Genomic DNA, 21,972 nt, shown 5'->3' on the forward strand with positions numbered 1-21,972 from the left:
TACTAGGTTATTTATATTTTCCTTAGAAAAACAAAAACTACCTTTTCTATGAAAAAAATCGGATTATATTTTGGAACATTTAATCCTATTCATATCGGGCATCTTGCCATTGCAAATCACATGGCAGAGTTTTCGGATCTTGATGAGATATGGATGGTAGTTACCCCGCATAACCCTTTCAAAAAGAAAAGTACTTTACTAGATAACCACCATCGTTACGAGATGGTATATCGCGCTACAGAAACGTATTCTAAATTAAAACCTAGTGATATAGAATTTGGTCTGGCACAACCAAATTATACGATTAATACATTAATTTATCTTCAAGAAAAATATCCAAATGATAGCTTTAATCTTATCATGGGAGAGGATAACTTAAAAGGATTTCATAAATGGAAAAACTATGATGTTATTCTAGAAAATCATCACATTTATGTTTATCCTCGTATTGCATCAGGACAAGTAGAAACACAGTTCACCGATCATCCTAAAATACATCGTGTTACTGCGCCCATCATGGAGATATCTTCTACATTTATTCGAAAGTCGATTTCTGAAGGTAAAAATATCAAACCTTTGTTACCTCATGACGTTTGGCAATATATTGACGAAATGAATTTTTACCAATAAAAATATATTTAATACCTATCTTCTGATCCTATAGTTGTCTTTATTCTTTTAATAAGACGATGCATTCTACCACTTCCGCCCGCAATAATCCCTGCTGTAAGTACAATATCTATGGATTGAATAATGGTAACCTGTATCTTAAACAATTGTTCTTCTGTTTCTGGATTATTAAATATAATACCAGACATAAGTCGTAATCCAGAAAAAGAAAGCACCAATCCAATTGCAAAAGCAACAATAGTTGTTCTACGTTCTCTTTTTAATCCATGACTCATAAGTTGTTGTTCTAATCTGTCCTTTTCTTTGATCATAGCGATCATTTTATCATCTACTGCTAAGGTTTCTTCTTCGGCCATTGGTTCTTCAGGATCAATCATCATTGGGTCAACCGGAGTATTCACCTCATCCATATACGCTTCGATATCTGCAATACGATCTTTGCATTTCTTTTTTGCTTTCTCACTTGGATCATCAACAAAAATCTCAATAAACTGCTCAACGATTAACATTATAACCGATATATACCCTAACATGGCGATCACATTACCTGGATCCAAATCAGAAAGATCAATCGGTGGGAATTCCTGTTCGAAGTAAACAAAAGCCGCAATGGCGATAACAATTAAGATAATTGCAATTGGATTTTTATAAAGGGCTTTCATTTAATAATTGTGTTATTAAGTTTCTATATAAAGATATAAAAACTTAAAAATGAAATTGTCATGATTATAGAAAATTAATAGTATGCTTTACTCCTACTTATTTTAAAAAACACATTTTTTTTCTTCAGTTTCGAAAAATGAAACTGGCGAGTCGTACTATTGAATCAAAATTAATTAAAAAGAGAAGGTAACAATTATGCTATTGCTAACATATAGTATATAGGGAAACATTTTAAAAACAAAATCTGATTATAAAACAAATTAAAGATGAGGAAAACCGTAAGAAATAAATGCATTAAAACACACTTTTTTTGTGTTGTTCAACAAAAGTTTAGTGCTTCTTAACGAAAAGTTAAGACATAGGGAAAAACACCCCCATAATCCGATTGCGAGCAAGTGATTTAGGTCGTAGGTTTGCCGCCGGGAAAACAAATTAAAAAGTCATTCAATTTAATATTTTTATGAAAAAACAACTGCTGTTTATGGTGTTGGGTATCTGCTATACACTCACCTTTGGACAAGAATTACCACAATTATCACCTCCTACACCCGAGGTTGCTGCCCTAGGGAAGTATGATGATATACCAATGAGTCTTTCTACAGGAACTCCTACTATTTCGATACCGCTCACCAGTATTGCAGATGGTGCATTAAGCGCTTCGGTATCGGTAAGTTATCATGCTTCAGGGATTAAAGTTAGTGAGATGGCCTCTCGGGTAGGTTTAGGATGGGCCTTGCAGGCTGGAGGTATAATTTCTCGTCAGGTACGTGGTATTGCTGATGATCATCAAGAAGGTTTTATCAATACCAGTAACACTATGGATTATTTTCGTTCCCTTCCCTTTGATAGCGAGGAACGTAGACAACTATTCCAAAATGCCTTAGACGACATTCAAGATTTTGAATCTGACATGTATCATATAAATGTAGCTGGGTTATCGGGTAAATTCTTTTTTGATCAAAATGGGGATATTGTCGTACATCAAAAAAGTGATTTAAAAATTGTAGCCCTTCGTGATGGTCATTTAATCTCTGGTTGGGAGATTACTACCCCAATGGGTATACGATATACTTTTGGAGTCGTTCCTGGAACTACACAAAAAGTACATGAGGATAAGGAGACTCGATTCGAATCGTCTGCTGCAAATTTCCCAACGGGTTATAAATCTCATACTTCAGGTTGGTATCTGACTCAGATATCCGATTATAAAGGCAATCAGATTAATTTTGGATATACCGCTGGAACAGCACAAATCAAGTATTTGAACGTTACAGGACAAAGTAAAAACTTATTTGGTTTTGGTAATTGTGGTCTCGGTGGCGGAGCTACTGATCCAATTTCTATGAGTGAAGATATTTATAAACCTACTTATTTATCCTCGATCACCACTAGACAAGGACAAATTTTGTTTGAGTATAACCATAACCGTACAGATGTAAAGAATGATAAAGCCCTTACAGGAGTTCAATTAATAGATAGTAATGATACTATTATCGATAGTTATGTATTAGATCAGGGGTATTTTATCGCAACAGGATTTACAAGGTTTTCAGATAAGGGCGATGTAGACCAGCGTACACATAGATTATATTTAAAAAGTATTACGCAACAAAAAGGTACTGCGAGCAATAAAGTACATCGTTTTAGCTATAATCAAACCCACGAGTTACCGGAGCGTTTTTCATTTTCACAAGATTTTTGGGGATATTATAATGGTGCGGATAATGATGTCTTATATCCTTCTATAGTGTATCGTCCTGTTGCTAGTCCTATAGAAGTTGACGGGGCCGATCGAACAATAAGTGAAGCGCATGCCAAGGCATTACTATTAGAAAAAATCACCTACCCTACAGGAGGTAGTACCCACTTTATTTTTGAACCCAATACAGTATATGGGAATAGGGACTTTTTTGTGGGAATGAAAACCGTTAGTACTCCTATTACAGAAGCATCTTTGGAGATGAGAGATAATTTAGGAAGCCCTAATAAAGTGACCTCCAGTTTTACACTTTCAGAATCTAAAACAGTCGCTGTTAAGGTATATGCACAAAGGTCTTGTAATATGAATGCTGCAGATTGCCCTAAGATCAAAATGTATAAAAGTAATGGAGAATTAGTAAATGCCATTTTTAAAACAGAAACAAATACTGATATCTTATTAGATCTTGCTGCGGATACCTATACAATCGAGATGAGTTATGAGATTCCATCAGATAATTATATTACGATTTCATTGAATACAAGAGAATTAGGTACTATCAGTGAAGGTGAATTAAAAGCTGCTTACACAGGTGGATTACGTGTTAAAGAACTCCAGTTTCGGGATCAGGACAATAGTTTACTCACGACCAAACGATATGAATATCATGAATTTGGAAACACCACACAATCAAGTGGAAGGTCGTTAAATCCACCTATGTTTATCTCGCGTAATGTACCCGTAAGTGTAGGTTGCAGTCAAACTATACTAAGTTCTAATGCGATGTTTCCTTTAAATGGGCAAAGTGGTTCTCATGTGAATTATACCAATGTTACAGAATATACCGAAGGGATAGAAAACGGTAAGACCGAATACACTTATAGTTACGCATCAGACGGAGCGATTAGCGCTAGTAATGTTTTTGATGGACAAGGAAATTTAATTGTTCCTGCCGCTGATTATTCTCATCGAAGAGGACAATTATTACAACAAAAAGTATATCGTTATGAAAAAGCATCAGGAAATTTTTCAGTAGTAGAAGACACTAAGAATAGCTATACTACATACGGTGACCGAAGAACTAAAAATATCATGATGGGAAAAATAGGAGCACTTAATGAAGGAGATAGTTATGATAATATTAGTGAACGTTACCTGATGACAGGAACCTCAAAAACAAATTACTATCCATCGGGTACGGTAAAAACTACAACGAGCTACGATTATGATCCTGGAGAATATGTAGGCAGAACGCTTCCGTTAACTACCACAACTACCGATAGTAATGGAGAAGTCATCGAGACTAAGACCTATTATCCAGATGATGTGATTTCTATTAGGGTATTAGGAGAATTACTTACGACAGAAGAGTTCGCTGCGATTTCACCGCTAAAAAGTAATGGATCTCAACCACGTATAGGGACTGCTATTCAACAAGAGACGCGTATCAACAATGTGCTTGTTACTAAACAGCGTACTAATTATAAAGATTGGTCTGGTTTGATCTTACCCCAGATTGTACAAGCCGCTAAGTGGAATGATGTTTTAGAAGATCGTATCGAGTATCTAAACTATGATAGTAAAGGTAATCCTTTAGAGGTAAAACAAACCAACGGCAGTCATAGCATCTATATCTGGGGGTATAATGAGTTATATCCTATCGCTAAAATCGATCATGCAACCTATATCGGGATGCCTGCAGCGGTGACTACACTAATTAATCAACTAAAAACAGCATCTAATAGTGATACCACTGCTGCTACTGAGGCCACACTACGTGATCTCATGAATCAATTACGGGATCATGCCTATTTTAAGGATAGTCAACTTACCTCATTTACCTATGATCCTTTAGTGGGGGTAACTAGTGTAACAGATCCCAGAGGATATACGATGTATTATGCGTATGACACCTTTAATCGATTGGAATATGTAAAAGATGATGAGGGGAAACTGATTTCAGAAAACAAATATGGGTACAAGAACTAATGAAGGCAAGAACAATGAAAAATAAGATACAAAACTATATAGTGCTGATCATTATCATGATGAGTACAGCAAGCGCTTTTTCACAATTTGGCGGCGGCGAAGATGGCGGCGGCGGTGACAATTGTAATATTTATTCCTATCGCGATGCCGATAGAGATGGCTATGGAGTCTTTAGTCAAAAAATTTGCGATACCCATGTCCCTGATGGATATTCAACTAGATACGGGGATCGGGATGATAACAATGCTTTAATTACAGATCTTCCTCCAAAATATTTCTATTTTGATAAGGATAAAGATAGCTACGGGAATCCTAATAATAAGGTATATGCCAGTAGACGCCCTAATGGGTATGTGACCAATAATAGTGACTATGATGATAATAACAAACTCATCACCAATATCGCTCCTCGAAACTTTTATCGTGATTACGATAAAGATGGTTTTGGGAATCCTAGCAATAAAGTATATCGCAGTGCTAAACCTAGTGGCTATGTTACTGATGCTCGTGATTGTAACGATAGCGATAAAACGGTCAACCCTAATACAGTTTGGTATTTAGATAATGATAACGATAACTATGCACGTAGTACGAAAAAACAATGTACCAGTCCTGGTTCAAAATACAAGCGTAGTGTTGCAGGCTCAGGAGATTGTAATGATAGTGATGCAACCTTAAATCCACTTACCGTATGGTATTATGATAATGACGGAGATGGCTTTGGAAATGAAGGTGACTTAAGTACCGTACGACAACAATGTGGGCAACCTTCTTCAAAATATGTGCGAAAAAAAGGAGATATTAATGATAATAACGAATATATCACGAACATAACCCCAAAGAACTTTTATAGAGATGCAGACAAAGATACCTATGGTAACCCTAATATTAAATATTATCGCAGTTTTGCCCCTAGCGACGGGCATACCTATGTGACCAATGGTAGTGATTACGATGATAGCACTGGACATATCACTAATATTGCTCCCAAGAATTTTTATAGAGATGCAGACAAAGATACCTATGGTAACCCTAGTATTAAGTATTATCGTAGTAAAGCTCCTAGTGATGGTTATATATACGTAACAAATGGTAGTGACCGCGATGATGGCAATAAATGGATCACTAATATTGCTCCCAAGAATTTTTATAGAGATGCAGATAAAGATACCTATGGTAACCCTAGTATTAAATATTATCGTAGTGCAGCCCCTAGCGATGGCTATGTCTATGTCACTAATGGTAGCGATTGTAATGATGGCGATAAAACGCTTAACCCGAATACAGTTTGGTATTTAGATAATGATAACGATAACTATGCACGTAGTACGAAAAAACAATGTACCAGTCCTGGTTTAAAATACAAGCGTAGTGTTGCTGGCTCAGGAGATTGTAATGATAGTGATGCAACTTTAAATCCGCTTACCGTATGGTATTATGATAATGACGGAGATGGTTTTGGAAATGAAGGCGACTTAAGTACCGTGCGACAACAATGCGGGCAACCTTCTTCAAAATATGTGCGAAAAAAAGGAGATATCAATGATAATAATGAATATATCACTAACGTACCACCAAAGAACTTTTATAGAGATGCAGATAAAGATACCTATGGTAATCCAAGTATTAAGTTTTATAGAAGTTTTCCTCCTGCAGATACGCATAGCTATGTAACTAATGGTAGTGATCATGATGACAGTAATGAGTTTATCACCAACATTGCTCCTAAGAACTTCTACAGAGATGGAGATGGTGACACTTTTGGAAACCCAGATATTAAATTTTATCGTAGTGCTGCACCAAGCGATACCTATAGTTATGTGACCAACGGTAGTGATTATGATGATAGTAATGAGTTTATCACCAACATTGCTCCCAAGAATTTCTATAGAGATGGGGATAAAGATACTTTTGGAAATCCAAATATCAAGTTTTATCGCAGTGCCACACCAAGCGATGCCTATAGTTATGTAACTAATGGTAATGATTGTAATGACGCAGATGCAAGTTTAACACCTAATACAGTTTGGTATAAAGATGGTGATGGCGATACTTTTGGGGATAAGAATAGTACTAAAAAACAATGTACTAAACCCACAGGTTATGTACGTAATGATGATGATTATAATGATAGTACAGAAAATATTAGCAACATAGCGCCACAGACTTTTTACTTAGATACTGATGGAGATGGTTTTGGAGATCCTAATCAAAGTGTATTGTATAGTATACAACCTACCGGTTATGTGACTAATGCAAATGATAATTGCCCAGATGTTTTTGGTGAAAATAATGGTTGTGCAGATACGCCTTATGCTGGGATAACGATCAGTAATGAGAATTATGTCTTTACAAGAGCCTATCAAGAAGAGATGGATGCCGCAACAGCCATCAATTTTAATAAAGATGTGATCGAGAGCATCACCTATTTTGACGGACTGGGACGACCAAAACAACAAGTAGGGATCAAAGCTTCTCCACAAGCTAAAGATATCGTTACCCATATTACCTATGATCAGTATGGCAGACAGGCACAACAATACTTGCCTTTTGAAAGACCAACTGGCACCTCTACTCCTTTAGGAAGTTATGCAAGCGTAAATGTGGTTACTGATATTAACAGCTATTACAACAATGTCTACGGAGCAGATTTTACAGTAGCGCCCGATCATCAGAATTTTAATGCCTATTCTGAGAGTATTTTTGAACCCTCACCATTAAATAGAGTACAAGAACAAGGGGCACCAGGATCTGCCTGGAAAGCTAATAAAGATGTAGATACCGATCATACCATAAAATTTGATTGGGACATTAATACATTAGAAGAAGTCATCAAGTTTAGAGTACAGTTTACAGGATCAGATACCGAGTCTCCGACCTTAGTCAAACAGGAGTTTTATCCAGTAGGAGAATTGCAAGTAACTAGTACCAAAGATGAAAACTGGACCGCAGTAGATGGTAATAATCATACGACCAGAGAATATACCGATAAACGTGGTAGAGTGGTCTTAAAGCGTACCTATAATACCGTGCCTAATACTGGTGGTGGTAGTTCTGCCGCAGGTGGCGGGGAGGCGCATGATACTTATTATGTGTATGATGATTTCGGAAACCTTACCTATGTGATCCCACCAAAAGTAACTACAGCAGATGGGGTAAGTACTACAGAAATGAGTGAACTATGTTACCAATACAAATACGATTACAGAAACCGCCTTATCGAAAAGAAAATACCAGGTAAAGGATGGGAGTATATTGTATATAATACACTAGATCAACCCATCTTAACACAGGATGCTCTTTTGAAACAAGAGAGCCAATGGCTCTTTACTAAGTATGATGCACTAGGTAGAGTAGCCTATACAGGTAAGATGACCGATACTAGAACTAGAAGTGTTATACAAGATGCAGCTACAGCATATAGTGATGATGTATGGGTAGATAAAACCACTACAGGTATTCGTTATAATGATGGTGGCTATCCTAAAGTAACTACAGGAGAAACTTTAACCATCAATTATTATGATGACTATGAGTTTTTAGGAACAACACCAATACAAGAATTGGCAAATCCAGGTACGGTGTCTGGGGAGGCGATAACAAACCGTACCAGGTCCCTGCCTACAGGCTCTAAAGTAAAAGTACTGGGTGAAGATAAATGGATTACCACAGTAACCTATTACGACAATAAAGCAAGACCTATTTATGTAGCCAGTAACAATGAATACCTAAATACAACGGATATTATAGAAAGTGAATTGGATTTTGTGGGTAAAGTCTTAAAAACGACTGCCACTCATACCAAAGGCAGTAATGCTGCAATTATAACTGTAGATAATTTTGAATATGATCATATGGGGAGAGCAAAAAAGCAAACCCAACAAATTAATAATCAAGATACAGAAATCATTGCAGAGAACTCTTATGATGCTTTAGGACAATTAATCTCTAAAAAAGTTGGGGGTTCTGTCACCTCGAGCGGAGTCGAGGGGTCAAGTCTACAAACCATAGATTACACCTATAATGTACGGGGTTGGATGACTGGGATTAATGATGTTGAGAATTTAGGTAATGATTTGTTTAGCTTTGGTATTCATTACAATACGACTACCGAAGGTTTATACGCAAAAGCATTGTATAATGGTAATATCAGTGAGACCTTATGGAAAACCGCTAATGATAATGTTAAAAGAGCATATGGATATAGATATGATGATTTAAATCGATTTGTTGCTGCTACTGATAATGATAATAAATATGTAGTGTCTAGTATTACTTACGATAAAATGGGTAATATTTTATCCTTAGCAAGAAATGGTTTCCAGAACAGTTCTAATTTTGGAAATATGGATGTACTCGCCTATAAATACGATACAGGTAATAAACTCTTAAGCGTTACAGATACTGGTAACAAAACCTATGGTTTTAAAGATGGTACGAATGCAGAAAATGATTATTCGTATGATATCAATGGTAATCTTTTAGAAGACAATAATAAAGGAATTACTTCGATAAAATACAATCATCTCAATTTACCTACAGAAATTATTTTTGACAACTCAGCTACGAAAAAATTCGAATTTGTATATAATGCTTCTGGTACTAAACAAAAAAAGATTGTAACCAACGGAAGTGAAGTAACAGTAACAGAATATGCAGGCAAAGCACAATACAAAAATGGTACTTTAAAGTTCATTAATCATACAGGAGGGTATGTTGAACCTAATGGCAATGATTGGATATATGTATATCAATATAAAGATCATCTTAATTCAATTAGACTTAGTTATGCAGATGATAATGATGATGGTCTAGTAGCTGTTAATGAAATTAGGAAAGAAAATAACACATATCCATTTGGCTTAAAACATCAAGGGTATAATACTACATTACGCGGTAGAAACCATAATTATGATTATTTAGGTCAAGAACGTCAGGAAGAATTGGGGTTAAACTGGGTAACGTTTAGACATAGAAATGGCGATCCAGCCATTGGTAGATTTTTTGGAATAGATCCTGTATCGGCAGATTATGTTTCTATCTCAACTTATCAATTTGCACATAATAATCCTGTATGGAAAATTGAATTAGAAGGTTTAGAAGGCGCAACAACCTCTGGAGATGATATTCCAAATCACGAACCAGGGACTAATCCAGCATCTCATATACCTTTACCTATTGGTGATGGCACTGGAAATCATGGTAGTGCTCCTGTTTATGCCACTTATCAAGCACCTATGCAATCTGGAGGACAACAACATGGCATTATAAATCCAGCTCCACCTGGAGCATATAAACAAGATCCAGTTAGAGCATTAGTTGTTGATATTACTTATATTGCACTTGCATTAGTTGGTGCAGATGCTATTGATGATGCAGTAGCGACAAATCTAGATCCTAATGCCTCTACAAGTGAAAAGGTACAAGCAGCAGTAAATGTGATACCAGCATTAGTTAGAGGTGGTAAAGGACCTAAAGCTGCTCCTAAAGTTTCACGAAAATCAGCTGTCCAAAATGCAAAAAACCATGCCAAAGTACCTAGAGTTTCAAAAGGAGGCGAAAAAATTGCTATCGATGATTTAAATAACTCAAGTAGAGGGAAAAACTGGGAAAAAATGAAATCTAATGGAGCAAAGAACTTAGGTCAACGTAACCCAAATGGGAAAAATCAATGGATGGAACATCCTGATGGGCACCCAGATGCAGGTCAACCAGGCGTTCCTGAGCACCATGCACAAGGTCATATTCATGCCACTGATACAAAAGGTAATAAAAAAGTTTATCCATACGATCATTAAAAAAGAATAAAATGATTTACAAATTTGAAGAATCAAATAATGTATTTATTGAAGAAAAATTTCAAACACCAATAAATTCAACCTTGAGTGTTTATATATGGAAAAGTCTTGACAATAGTCTTGGTTTTAACATGGATGACCAAGGCTCAAAATTCATAAAAAATCTTATTGAAGATTCTATAACAATCTTATTTTCAGATTTTACTAGAATTGAAAGTGATAAAGATATTGATATAAATATCAATAATTTTAGAGGCGTTTCTTTTTGGAATAAAAAAGAACTTCTACTAGAAGAATATGATAATTATCAAACTTACAAAAATGATAAAAAGAAAAATGAGTTATTGTTAAGGTTCAACAAGCCGACTAAAGAATTAAATACACCTGCTTTAATAGATTGGTTTGATGAAAACAATAAAATTACTTATGAATTTTTAGCTTTTTGTACTAAAAATGAAATTGATTTTATAGTGTGGGATTGGTCAGATTTTGGTATTTATTTTTATCATTTAGCAACAAATGAAAGCACTAGTAATATTGAAAATAAAATAAAAAAAATAAATATTGGACTAAAAAAGATAGTAAAATCGGAGATACCCTTTTATTAGATTTTCTACCAGATAGCTCGGATATGATGGCGCGGAAATGTTTTCCGTGCTGCATATGAGTAAGAAATAAAAGAAAGAAATCATAATATGTAAAAATGTTATGATTTTTTTTATCACCAATCGTGCGGATTTGTAATCCGTACCACACGAGTACAAATAAAAACGATCACATTAATAGTGATCGTTTTTTATTTAAGAAAGTTCAGTATCAAAAAACGAAACTATAATGATCTATTATTGTTATATAGATTAAGATAGATTACAGATGTCTACAAAATATAAAGCTACAATGCCCGGTTTTGGCTATTTTATTACAATAACTACTGTTGGCTGGATTGATATATTTACAAGAGCAAGGCAAAAATATATCCTTACAGATTGTTTACGTTATTGTCAACAACAAAAAGGCTTAGAATTTTATGCCTACAGTATTATGCCAAGTCATATCCATCTGGTTTGTAAAGCAAAGGAAGGAGGTATATTATCTGATACTATACGAGATTTTAAAAAGTTTACTTCTAAAAAGATCATTCAGACTATTATAGATTATCCAGAAAGCAGAAGGGAGTGGATGCTAGATTACTTTAAAAATACATGCAAGCATTTAAAACGAAACCAACAGTATAAGGTCTGGCAAGATGGATATCATGCAGAGGTCGTATATTCTAATTGGTTTTTAAAACAAAAAATAAATTATGTTCATAATAATCCTGTAGCAGATAAAATTGTAAAACATCCCGAAGACTACCTATTTAGTTCTGCAAGAAATTATGCAGATTTAGAGAACGAATTAGAAGTCATAGTCTTAAATATGTTCTAGTTTTGTATAAAACACGGATTAAAAATCCGCTTGATCGGGTGTGTACCTCCTGGTAAACGTGATCCAAAAAGGGTTATGACAAAAAAGGAAAAATCTGAAATGCTGAATGAAAACGGGGGGAAATGCGAAGGTTGTGAAAAGGATATAACAATTGACGAAGCTAAAGGACATCATATAAAAAGACACGCTGATGGAGGACCAACGACAAAGGAAAACACAGCTATTTTATGTGATGGATGTCATAAAGAAATACATAGTAAAAAGAAATCATAGAAATAATGAGAAAAGAAAGTTTTTTAAAAGAAATAGAATCTAACATAAATAAATATGGTTACCATATAACTATGGTTTCAAAGGGTTTAAATCCAAGATTTGCTTACACTATTGGTTTAGTTGATAAATTTGGCTTTGAAATTACTTTTGCAGGAGGTTTGTTTTATACAAACGAAGAAGTTAGTATAATAATAAATAATGTAATTGATAAGCTTCAAGAAAAGGTAAATTGGCAAGAATTAAAATTAGAAATAGAATCTTTAGGGGTGTTTTCACTTTCAAATGTTGATAATTCTTGGTCTAAATTGTTGATGTTGGGTGCATATGATTTTTATGATAAGGATAAAATACAAGCTATACAAATATTACCTGATAACAACCACCATACTCTGGATGTACCAAAATTATCCAATAAATTTAATACTTCTACAGAACCAATTTGGCAATGGTTAGTAAATGAATGGAATTATAAAGTCCCAAAAGATATTACTGTTATTACTAATTTAAAAGCTCTTAAAGGAGAATTAATAACAGAAATTATGAGATGGGAAGAAGATGAATGGGAAATGTTTTCTGGTGCTGGTCCTGATGTTGAAAAAGAAGATATCAGAATAGTTCCTATTGGTGTACTATTAGGTATTGATAATTCTATTGATAAGTCTCTTGGCCTAGGCATAAACAAAGGGCTATGGAGAGATGAAATAGATAAAAAATGGAACAAATGGGACAATAGTACTGCTTGAGATTAACCAGATAGCTCGGATATGATAGCGCAGATTTGCAATCTGTGCAGCGTATGAGTAAGAAATAAAGAAGTCATAGCATGTAAAAATGTTATGGCTTTTTTTATACCACATAGCTCGGATATGATAGCGTAGATTTGCAATCTGTGCAGCGTATGAGTAAGAAATAAAAGAAAGAAGTCATAATATGTAAAAATGTTATGGCTTTTTTATATGCAAAATCCTGTAGTACGAATTCCAGATTAGTGTTATCTAGTCTAGTTAAGTTGATTTTTTGTAATATTGAGCTTTTAACTAGTAATGTTTTATATAAACACGAGCAAATATCCTATTTTAGAAAATTTATTTTGTAAAATAACCTTAATTAATAACAGATAACGCTAACCCAAATTTTTAATACAATAATGAAGAAACTAATTTTTGTAGTAACAATATTAACCGGTATACTTTTTTACTCATGTAGTAGTGATGAAGAAAGTATATCGCCTACTTTTCGTTTTTTAGAGTTTGAAAAAGATGTCTTACTACCTGCATTAAATGAAAGAGATATCACTTTTTTTGCCATAGATTTTGATCCTAATATCGGTAATTGGGAAATTACACTTAGTGATGGTCAAAAAAACATTCCTGTAACACTTAGCCAAGTAGAAACTACTCGTTTTGGATGGGTAAATACAGAAAGTAACTTGCAAAGAATATATATAAAAGCACCAGCCTTTGGAAATGGTGACTATACCTTAACTATCAAAAACAATACTACCAATCAAATATACAGTGATACTTTTTTAGTACGTGGTGATATTTTTACGAATATAGAACCTACTACCATTACTTCATATACAATTGGTGACGGAACCAATAAAACTCCGGATTACTTATATTTTCAAAATACCTCTAATACCATAACACAAGGTGTTACTACAAACGGAATCGAAAGAGTACGACTTGAAAACGCAACGACTTTTGAATCATTTACTCTAGGGCACGAAGTAAATACTAATGGATTTTTACGGTTTGATATTCCTCTTACAATACCTGTAGGCACGTATTTTTTATCTATAGTGTACAACAACGGGCTTAGTACGTATTATGAAAAAGATATTGTTGTTATGGAGCAAAAACTTCCAAAAATTAATGCAATCAACAAAGAGATGTTTGTAGAAGGCGAAACCTTGACTATAACAGGAGAGGCATTAAGATATTTTGTAAATGAAGAATTATTACCCACTAATGGCTTAAGTACGATAAGAACAAGAACTGATTTGATTTTTAAAGATCAAAATCGTGATTTTCAATTCTCGTTTGGTGCTTATGAAGACGATGAAAATTTTGAGAACATAAACCCCGACGCAACAGAACTTAGCTTTAAAATCCCTTTAAAATCAGAATCATTTCTGTTTTCAGATAGAGATCAAACATTTTTTGAAGGTGAAGTTTTTATTCGCAGTGGCGCGTATGAAAGCAATTCTTTTCCTGTTAGAATAAACTATTAAATTCAATACAAAACAATAATATTCTAAAATGTGAATATTACTATCTACAATCAAATAGATAATAAAAACGGGAAGTAGTTTAAACTACTTCCCGTTTTTATTGATTGTTAATCTCGCAAGATCTCTCTAGCAACACATAACTATTTATTTTCCAGGAAAATCTGCTTTACGTTTTTCTAAAAAAGCAGTAGTTCCTTCTTTAAAATCTTCGGTACCAAAGCAATTTCCAAATTGTTCGATCTCTACATCAAATCCATTAACGCCATCCTCGTAAGACGCATTAACGGCTGCAATTGCTGCCCCTATCGCTACAGAAGAGTTTCTCATAATTCTACTCGCTATTTTTTCTGCCAGCGGTATTAATTCTTCTAATGTGGTAACATGGTTAACAAGCCCATACTGCATTGCTTGATTTGCATCAATCATACCTGCAGTCATAATCATTTCCATCGCTCTTCCTTTACCTACTAACTGTGGCAATCGTTGTGTACCGCCATATCCAGGAATCACACCAAGAGATACCTCTGGCAATCCCATTTTTGCAGTATCACTTGCCACTCTAAAATGAGCAGCCATAGCTAACTCTAGTCCGCCACCTAAAGCAAAACCATTTACAGCCGCGATAACTGGTGTAGATAAGTTTGCCACAAAGTCAAACAATAATTCTTGTCCTTTTGCTGCTAGTTTACCTCCTTCGGCAATAGAAAAATTTGCAAATTCACTTATATCTGCACCTGCAACAAATGCTTTTTCTCCGCTACCTGTTATAATAATAACTTTGGTATCTGCATCAAGATCAGCTACTCTAAAAGCAGCATGTAACTCTTGTATCGTTTCTTTATTAAGTGCGTTTAATTTAGACGGGCGATTTATAGTTATTGTCGTCACCCCATTACGTTGAGATGTTAGGATATTTGTGTACATGAAAAAAGTATATTTTGTTTGTTTTATTCTTTCGGAAATCTAACTTTAAAAACAGTTCCTTTTCCTTCTTGAGATGTAAAGGTAATATTTCCGTTATAGGTTTCAACAATATTTTTCACCATTCCTAAACCAAGTCCCATTCCGCTTGTTTTCGTCGTAAATTTAGGTTCAAATATTTTCTTTTTATTTTCTTCGGTAATTCCTAGTCCGTTATCAGCTACTGTGATGATCACTTCTCCGTTTTCTGAAAATACATCTACAATTATTTTAGGAACGCGATCTTTGGGTATTGCCTGGGTTCCGTTCTTAACCAAATTAGTAACAACACGTATCAATTGCGTTCTATCAAACTTAGCAATAATCTCTTCTTTCTCGGTAGGGAAAATAATATAATCTTCATTAAAGATATCTAATGCTAAACCAACAATCTTAACCACATCTAACATTTCACTCTTTTGTGCAGGCATTTGCGCAAAATTCGAGAATGCAGAGGCAATAGAACTCATCGTATCTATTTGCTGAATTAACGTATCGCTATATTCTTGAATTTTCTGATGTATATTAGGATCATTAGGGTCAAATTTTCTTTGAAAACTTTGAACAGTTAATCGCATTGGGGTTAATGGGTTTTTAATCTCATGCGCTACTTGTTTGGCCATCTCTCTCCATGCCGCTTCTCTTTCACTTTTAGCAAGCATCGCAGCACTTTGCTCTAACTCATCGATCATACTATTATACGCATTTACCAGCCTATAAATTTCATCACTGGCATCCCCTATTTTTATTCTTTTGTTGCGTTTATCAAGTCGCGTTTGATCTATAGTATCCGAAATTGTTTTTAATGATTTTGTTATATATCTAGATAAAAAATAAGCCAACGCAACAGCAATAAGTAACATTAATATATACACTTGTCCCAATCGCTGTAAAAATTCTATAAGCTCACGTGTAATTAAATCATCATCTTCTAAATACGGAAGGTTAAGAATTGCCAAAGGCTTTGCTTTACTATCTGAGATATAGGTATAAGATGACAAGAACTTTTTATCATCTTTTTCAGATTTAACCAAATAACGTTTGTCAAATAAAGCTGATAAAGTATCGATAATCACATGACTAAGTACTTTATCTGTAGTATCAGCTACAAAGTCTCCTTCTGATTTAATTAATAACTGGCCTGATAAATCATAGATTTTAATAGGCAACGAATGTTCTTGCGAGATTTGGTATATGCGGTTTTTATCTCTAAAAATAAGCTTTACATGATCTTCATCTACCAAATAGGTAGTGCTCTCGAGCACATTATCAATAGCAATTTGTATACGTTCTTCTTTTCTTTCTAATCGTTCCTGGTGATACTCCTCTGCTTCTTCTTTATATTGATATATTGTTACTGCAGCAATTAAGATTGAAGCCAAAAATATTAATAAAGTCATTGAGATAAAAATCCGTGTACGGAGAGATAGTTGGAGTAGCTTCATAATATTTTTTGAATCATAAATATAGCAAATATCACACCAAAATCATTTAATTCCCTTTTACACACCACCCATATTCACAAAAAGAAATCACTTGATCTTAATTACGAATTGAATTTAGTAAATTTACAGTACTTTATTATATGGATAAAACAACTTTGCTTTCTGTTCAAGACCTTTGTGTTTCTTTTTTTTCGGATAAAAAAGAAAACAAAGTATTGCATCATATTTCATTCGACATTCATGAAAACGAAATATTAGGGGTTGTAGGAGAATCAGGAAGTGGTAAATCTGTTGCTTCGTTAGCTATTCTTGGATTATTACCTCAGAAAATTTCGAAAATTACTCAAGGAGATATCATATACTCTAATAGCTCTATTTTAGGCCTTACCGAAAAACAATATCGTTCTGTTAGAGGAAATGAAATTGCCATGATTTTTCAAGAACCCATGAGCTCCTTAAATCCTTCTATGCGATGTGGCAAACAAGTTGCAGAGATCCTTCTGGAGCATACGTCTTTATCAAAGACCGCTATTAAAAAAGAAGTTCTTTTATTATTTCACAAAGTAAAGCTTCCTGATCCCGAAAGAGCATATCGCTCTTATCCTCATCAACTAAGTGGTGGGCAAAAACAACGTATCATGATCGCTATGGCGATTGCTTGTAAACCAAAATTGCTTATTGCAGATGAGCCTACTACCGCTTTGGATGTTACGGTTCAAAAAGAGATCATTAGTCTGTTAAAAAACCTGCAGAAAGAATATAAAATGAGTATTTTATTTATTTCTCATGACCTGTCTTTGGTTTCAGAAATTGCCGATAATGTGTTGGTAATGTATCAAGGAAAAATGGTTGAATACGGTGCTGCAAATACAATATTTCATTCTCCAGAAAAAGACTATACAAAAGCTTTATTAAACGCCAGGCCAACTCTTGATGTTCGCTATAAAAAACTACCCACTATAACTGATTTTTTAGAGGATCAGCAAAAATCTCAAGAAGTTATTACTCAAGAGACAAGACAAGATCATCATAAAAAATTATATAGTACTCCCCCATTACTAGAAGTCGTAAATATTGAAAAAACCTATTTTTCTAAAGTTGGTTTATTTGGTAAACAAGAGTTTAAGGCCGTAAATGATGTGAGTTTTAAATTATACGAAGGCGAAACACTTGGACTTGTTGGGGAGTCAGGATGTGGTAAATCTACATTAGGAAATACTATTTTACAATTGGATAAAGCAACTGCTGGTCAGGTTCTTTATCGAGGCAATGACATAACACAACTAGCTACATCTGTCTTAAGAAGTCTAAGAAAAGAGATTCAATTAATCTTTCAAGATCCGTTTGCCTCTTTAAATCCAAGGTTAACTGTAGGAAAAGCAATAATGGAGCCTATGCAAGCTCATGGATTGCATACCAATGACATTTTAAGAAAAGAAAAAACTATTGAATTATTAAATCGTGTAGGTTTAACAGCAGAACATTTTGAACGATATCCTCATGAATTTAGCGGGGGACAAAGACAACGTGTTGGCATTGCTAGAACAATAGCTTTAGAACCCAAATTAATAATTTGTGATGAATCTGTAAGCGCACTGGATATATCTGTACAAGCACAGGTATTAAACTTATTAAATGAGTTAAAAGAAAAACTTGGTTTTACTTACATTTTTATTTCACATGATCTTTCGGTTGTAAAATACATGTCTGATCAACTGTTGGTCATGAATAACGGTAAAATAGAAGAGCGTGGAGAAGCTGATAACATTTATAATCATCCACAAAAAGAATATACTAAAAAGCTAATCGAGGCTATACCTAAAGGGAAATAAAAAAACCTGTTACACTTAGCAAGTTTTAACAGGTTCAACTCATCACGATTTGGGGAAATTGTGATTGATTAAAAACAAAAAATCACATTAACAAAAATACTTTTTTTGCAACATAAACACAATTTGAAATCAACTCCATTGTTGGTTTAACTGATCTCTGAATACGATTTATACGCTTTTTCATAATAGGGGAAACTTGTGTGGTTAATAATTAATTTTACTTTTTAGGAAATCATGTTTTTAAATGAACGTAATTTTCTAAGGGGATTGCAATATGCAAATTATTTTCAGTTCTAACGTTTAAATGCTCAAAAAATCGACAAAATACTCAAAATTTTAACATTTATTATGGTTTTGATTGCTTTTTCAACTTAAAGTAAAGGTTTAAGGTCAAAAAAAGACGTAAGAAACGTAGTATTTTTCTTTCAAAAACACTGTTTTCTTACTTCCTATACAATAACGGAAATTTTATTGATTTATTATTCGTTATGATCTAATTATTATTCGTCGGGGTATTGAAAGAATTAGAAATAAAATCAATTTAGAATCATTTCGGGGATTTCTCCCTCAATTATAAGATTTCCCTCTGTTGCATTACGAATATCTTCAACAGTTACTCCAGGCGCTCTTTCTAAAAGTTTAAAGCCATTTTCTGTTATTTCTAACAATGCTAAATTTGTAACTATTCTTTTCACACATTTCACTCCTGTAAGCGGTAAGGAACATTTTTTTAGCAATTTTGATTCTCCCCTCTTATTGGTATGCATCATAGCCACAATAATATTCTCTGCACTTGCTACAAGATCCATAGCTCCTCCCATTCCTTTAACCATTTTTCCTGGGATTTTCCAATTTGCTATATCTCCATCTTCAGAAACCTCCATTGCCCCAAGTATGGTTAAATCTACATGCTGACCTCTAATCATATTAAAACTGGTTGCCGAATCAAAAAAGGAGGCTCCGGGCATAGTTGTAATGGTTTGTTTACCTGCATTAATGATATCTGCATCCTCCTCCCCTTCAAAAGGAAAAGGACCCATCCCCAAAACACCATTTTCACTTTGAAACTCTACTTCTATTCCCTCTGGGATATAATTCGCAACCAAAGTAGGAATACCTATACCCAAGTTTACAAAGTATTTATCTTTTAATTCTTTTGCAATACGTTTTGCAATTCCATTTTTATCTAACATAATTACCTCCTTCTGATCTTGTATGAGTTAAAATTACTGATCGATTTACTTTCCTGTACCCACATTAAAAAAGGGATAGAAAATGTTATCGTTCCCACTAATCCAAAAAAACCAAATAATACCAATGTGACTATGGCGCTTATAACAAATGCTATTAGCATTTTTTTGGTATCGACCACAGCATCAATTCTATTGATATGTTTTTTATCATTTTTACCACAATTATCACAATTTACAGTTACCTCATCACCCACCTTCATTTGTAAATCACCACGAGTGGCAGCTATTGGCACATATTTATTTTGTTTTTTACAACTTGAACACGTGTATTCTAATCTCATCGACAGATTGTTATTTATAAATTTACTGTGCTTTAATTTGGTTGTGGGGTCATTCTTAAATATGGCTTAATTTCTTTATGTCCCTTTGGAAATAACTCTGGAATTTGCTCATTACTAACCGAAGGTACAATAACACAATCATCTCCAGAGTTCCAATTAGCTGGTGTTGCTACTTTATGATACGCCGTTAATTGTAAAGAGTCTATCACTCGTAATAACTCATCAAAGTTTCTTCCCGTAGATGCAGGATACGTTATTGTAAGCTTAATTTTTTTATCTGGACCTATAACAAAAACAGATCTTACTGTTAATTGACTATCCGCATTAGGATGAATCATATCGTATAATTCTGATACTTTTCTATCCTCATCCCCTATTATAGGAAAATTTACAGTAGTGTTTTGTGTTTCGTTAATATCCTTAATCCATCCGTGATGTGATGCCACTCCATCAACACTTAATGCTGCTACTTTAACATTACGTTTGTTAAACTCATCTGTATATTTTGCAACTGTTCCTAGTTCTGTGGTACAAACAGGGGTATAATCTGCTGGATGAGAAAATAGTATTCCCCATTGATCTCCTAACCAATTATGAAAATCTATTTCTCCTTCTGTTGTTTGCGCTGTAAAGTTTGGAGCTTTGTCTCCTAATCGTAATGCTGCCATGACGTATATATATTTATTGTTGTTTAGTACGAACTGTACGTTGTTCTATTCTTTTTTCGTAGTGATCACCTTGAAATATTCGTTGAACGAATATCCCAGGAACATGTATATGATCAGGGTCTAAAGTACCTGCAGGAACTAATTCTTCGACCTCTGCAACCGTAATTTTAGCGGCACCACACATACAAGGGTTAAAATTTCTTGCTGTACCTTTAAAGATAAGGTTGCCGGCTTCATCTCCTTTCCAAGCTTTTACAAATGCAAAGTCTGCTTTAAATGCCTTTTCAAGGACATACATTTTACCATTAAACTCTCTAGTTTCTTTTCCTTCTGCAACCTCTGTCCCATATCCGGCGGGAGTATAAAATGCAGGAAAGCCACCTTGGGCAGCTTTACATCTTTCTGCAAGTGTACCTTGTGGTATTAGTTCTACATCTAATTCTCCACTTAACATTTGGCGTTCAAATTCATCATTCTCTCCTACATAAGAGGAAATCATCTTTTTGATCTGTCTTTTTTGAAGTAATAGTCCTAAACCAAAGTCATCGACTCCTGCATTATTAGAGATACAGGTAAGACCTGTATTATTTAATTTTACAAGTTCTGCAATTGCATTTTCGGGAATTCCACAAAGACCAAACCCTCCTAGCATAAGGGTCATATTATCTTTTATGCCTAATAAAGCTTCGGTAGCATTGGTTACCGTTTTACGAATCATAATATTCTTAATTTTAGCAAACTAAAAGTACTAAAAAAATAATACTAGACCCCTTAAACCGTATAGTTTTATGAATAATTTAAAACGATAAGAAAACAA

General features: G+C 34.2%; 16 protein-coding genes. 9 read left to right on the forward strand and 7 right to left on the reverse strand.

All coding sequences use genetic code 11. The annotated features are described in order from the left end of the window. Positions 1-48 precede the first annotated feature (48 nt). Positions 49-630 carry a nicotinate (nicotinamide) nucleotide adenylyltransferase gene (gene nadD, locus D1816_RS15455; RefSeq protein ID WP_118504001.1) on the forward strand — a complete coding sequence of 194 codons (582 nt, stop codon included), beginning with the start codon at positions 49-51 and terminating at the stop codon, positions 628-630. 8 nt (positions 631-638) lie between these two features. Here the strand turns inward: nadD and D1816_RS15460 are convergent, their stop codons facing one another. Beyond that, positions 639-1,292, reverse strand: coding sequence for a hypothetical protein (locus D1816_RS15460; protein WP_118504003.1), 654 nt, complete (start codon positions 1,290-1,292; stop codon positions 639-641). 461 nt (positions 1,293-1,753) lie between these two features. On the opposite strand from D1816_RS15460, the gene D1816_RS15465 reads away from it, so the two are divergent. The 7 genes from D1816_RS15465 to D1816_RS15495 all read left to right on the forward strand — a co-directional run bounded on the left by D1816_RS15465 (position 1,754) and on the right by D1816_RS15495 (position 14,716). Next, entirely contained in the window at positions 1,754-4,981 is a 3,228-nt protein-coding gene (locus D1816_RS15465; protein ID WP_147405038.1) for a hypothetical protein, read from the forward strand. Between the two features lie 14 nt (positions 4,982-4,995). Further along, the gene (locus tag D1816_RS15470) at positions 4,996-10,779 is read left to right on the forward strand and encodes a DUF6443 domain-containing protein (RefSeq protein ID WP_147405037.1); all 5,784 of its coding nucleotides are present in this window, start codon (positions 4,996-4,998) and stop codon (positions 10,777-10,779) included. Between the two features lie 11 nt (positions 10,780-10,790). After that, positions 10,791-11,387 (forward strand): hypothetical protein, encoded by a 597-nt coding sequence (locus D1816_RS15475; protein ID WP_118504009.1) that lies wholly within the window; start codon positions 10,791-10,793, stop codon positions 11,385-11,387. Between the two features lie 265 nt (positions 11,388-11,652). Further along, positions 11,653-12,207 (forward strand): transposase, encoded by a 555-nt coding sequence (locus D1816_RS15480; RefSeq protein WP_118504011.1) that lies wholly within the window; start codon positions 11,653-11,655, stop codon positions 12,205-12,207. Between the two features lie 30 nt (positions 12,208-12,237). Next, positions 12,238-12,480, forward strand: coding sequence for an HNH endonuclease signature motif containing protein (locus D1816_RS15485; protein ID WP_118504013.1), 243 nt, complete (start codon positions 12,238-12,240; stop codon positions 12,478-12,480). Between the two features lie 5 nt (positions 12,481-12,485). After that, positions 12,486-13,223, forward strand: coding sequence for a DUF4262 domain-containing protein (locus D1816_RS15490; protein ID WP_118504015.1), 738 nt, complete (start codon positions 12,486-12,488; stop codon positions 13,221-13,223). Between the two features lie 404 nt (positions 13,224-13,627). Continuing rightward, positions 13,628-14,716, forward strand: coding sequence for a hypothetical protein (locus D1816_RS15495; RefSeq protein ID WP_118504017.1), 1,089 nt, complete (start codon positions 13,628-13,630; stop codon positions 14,714-14,716). Positions 14,717-14,860: 144 nt separating this feature from the next. Here the strand turns inward: D1816_RS15495 and D1816_RS15500 are convergent, their stop codons facing one another. Together D1816_RS15500 and D1816_RS15505 are read right to left on the reverse strand one after the other, a co-directional pair. Continuing rightward, the gene (locus D1816_RS15500) at positions 14,861-15,640 is read right to left on the reverse strand and encodes an enoyl-CoA hydratase/isomerase family protein (RefSeq protein WP_066312013.1); all 780 of its coding nucleotides are present in this window, start codon (positions 15,638-15,640) and stop codon (positions 14,861-14,863) included. Between the two features lie 23 nt (positions 15,641-15,663). Beyond that, entirely contained in the window at positions 15,664-17,076 is a 1,413-nt protein-coding gene (locus tag D1816_RS15505; RefSeq protein WP_232517363.1) for an ATP-binding protein, read from the reverse strand. A gap of 185 nt (positions 17,077-17,261) precedes the next feature. Between D1816_RS15505 and D1816_RS15510 the strand changes: the two genes are divergently transcribed. Continuing rightward, a complete protein-coding gene (locus D1816_RS15510; protein ID WP_118504019.1) occupies positions 17,262-18,953 on the forward strand; it encodes an ABC transporter ATP-binding protein in 1,692 nt (563 codons plus the stop codon). Positions 18,954-19,489: 536 nt separating this feature from the next. Here D1816_RS15510 and D1816_RS15515 read toward each other — a convergent pair. The 4 genes from D1816_RS15515 to D1816_RS15530 are packed head-to-tail and all read right to left on the reverse strand — an operon-like array spanning position 19,490 to position 21,873. Then, positions 19,490-20,146 carry a CoA transferase subunit B gene (locus D1816_RS15515; protein WP_118504021.1) on the reverse strand — a complete coding sequence of 219 codons (657 nt, stop codon included), beginning with the start codon at positions 20,144-20,146 and terminating at the stop codon, positions 19,490-19,492. 2 nt (positions 20,147-20,148) lie between these two features. Next, complete coding sequence (locus D1816_RS15520) at positions 20,149-20,487, reverse strand: hypothetical protein (protein ID WP_118504023.1); 339 nt, start codon at positions 20,485-20,487, stop codon at positions 20,149-20,151. Positions 20,488-20,519: 32 nt separating this feature from the next. After that, a complete protein-coding gene (locus D1816_RS15525) occupies positions 20,520-21,155 on the reverse strand; it encodes a peroxiredoxin (protein ID WP_118504024.1) in 636 nt (211 codons plus the stop codon). Positions 21,156-21,168: 13 nt separating this feature from the next. Next, positions 21,169-21,873 (reverse strand): CoA transferase subunit A, encoded by a 705-nt coding sequence (locus D1816_RS15530; protein WP_066312030.1) that lies wholly within the window; start codon positions 21,871-21,873, stop codon positions 21,169-21,171. Positions 21,874-21,972: the final 99 nt, after the last annotated feature.

The organism is Aquimarina sp. AD10 (genome assembly GCF_003443715.1).
Taxonomy (GTDB): domain Bacteria; phylum Bacteroidota; class Bacteroidia; order Flavobacteriales; family Flavobacteriaceae; genus Aquimarina; species Aquimarina aggregata.

Excerpts from the sequence above, each read along its gene's own strand:
- nadD (WP_118504001.1), top strand. The coding sequence starts at position 49 with ATGAAAAAAATCGGATTATATTTTGGAACATTTAATCCTATTCATATC.
- D1816_RS15460 (WP_118504003.1), bottom strand. The coding sequence starts at position 1,292 with ATGAAAGCCCTTTATAAAAATCCAATTGCAATTATCTTAATTGTTATC.
- D1816_RS15465 (WP_147405038.1), top strand. The coding sequence starts at position 1,754 with ATGAAAAAACAACTGCTGTTTATGGTGTTGGGTATCTGCTATACACTC.
- D1816_RS15470 (WP_147405037.1), top strand. The coding sequence starts at position 4,996 with ATGAAAAATAAGATACAAAACTATATAGTGCTGATCATTATCATGATG.
- D1816_RS15475 (WP_118504009.1), top strand. The coding sequence starts at position 10,791 with ATGATTTACAAATTTGAAGAATCAAATAATGTATTTATTGAAGAAAAA.
- D1816_RS15480 (WP_118504011.1), top strand. The coding sequence starts at position 11,653 with ATGTCTACAAAATATAAAGCTACAATGCCCGGTTTTGGCTATTTTATT.
- D1816_RS15490 (WP_118504015.1), top strand. The coding sequence starts at position 12,486 with ATGAGAAAAGAAAGTTTTTTAAAAGAAATAGAATCTAACATAAATAAA.
- D1816_RS15495 (WP_118504017.1), top strand. The coding sequence starts at position 13,628 with ATGAAGAAACTAATTTTTGTAGTAACAATATTAACCGGTATACTTTTT.
- D1816_RS15500 (WP_066312013.1), bottom strand. The coding sequence starts at position 15,640 with ATGTACACAAATATCCTAACATCTCAACGTAATGGGGTGACGACAATA.
- D1816_RS15505 (WP_232517363.1), bottom strand. The coding sequence starts at position 17,076 with ATGACTTTATTAATATTTTTGGCTTCAATCTTAATTGCTGCAGTAACA.
- D1816_RS15510 (WP_118504019.1), top strand. The coding sequence starts at position 17,262 with ATGGATAAAACAACTTTGCTTTCTGTTCAAGACCTTTGTGTTTCTTTT.
- D1816_RS15515 (WP_118504021.1), bottom strand. The coding sequence starts at position 20,146 with ATGTTAGATAAAAATGGAATTGCAAAACGTATTGCAAAAGAATTAAAA.
- D1816_RS15520 (WP_118504023.1), bottom strand. The coding sequence starts at position 20,487 with ATGAGATTAGAATACACGTGTTCAAGTTGTAAAAAACAAAATAAATAT.
- D1816_RS15525 (WP_118504024.1), bottom strand. The coding sequence starts at position 21,155 with ATGGCAGCATTACGATTAGGAGACAAAGCTCCAAACTTTACAGCGCAA.
- D1816_RS15530 (WP_066312030.1), bottom strand. The coding sequence starts at position 21,873 with ATGATTCGTAAAACGGTAACCAATGCTACCGAAGCTTTATTAGGCATA.